A 323-nucleotide genomic window follows, 5' to 3' on the forward strand; every position below is an offset into this window, starting at 1 on the left:
GGCCGCGGGGGCGGGCAAATCCAGCCTGGCGCTGCAATTGATCGCCTTCGGCGCGCGGCTGATCTCGGACGACCGGACCGAGCTGCGCGCGGTGGACGGCACCCTCGTCGCCCATCCCGCGCCCAATATCGCCGGCAAGATCGAGGCCCGCGGGCTCGGGATACTGTCGGTTCCCGCAGCCCCACCGACGCCGGTCGCAGCCCTCGTCGACCTGGACCAGATCGAGACCGCCCGCCTGCCCCCGTTTCGCATCCGCCGCATGCTTGATGTCGACCTCCCGCTGCTTCACAAGGTGGACAGCCCGTCTTTTGCCGCGGCCCTCT

Annotated in this window: 1 protein-coding gene; it reads left to right on the top strand. The window is 70.6% G+C overall.

The features are described from left to right. The coding region (locus H2O73_RS23595) for a phosphoenolpyruvate carboxykinase (ATP) (RefSeq protein WP_182110748.1) at positions 1 to 323 on the top strand (323 nt) is incomplete at both ends.

Source organism: Vibrio marinisediminis (genome assembly GCF_014050145.1).
In the GTDB taxonomy this organism is placed as follows: Bacteria; Pseudomonadota; Gammaproteobacteria; order Enterobacterales; family Vibrionaceae; genus Vibrio; species Vibrio marinisediminis.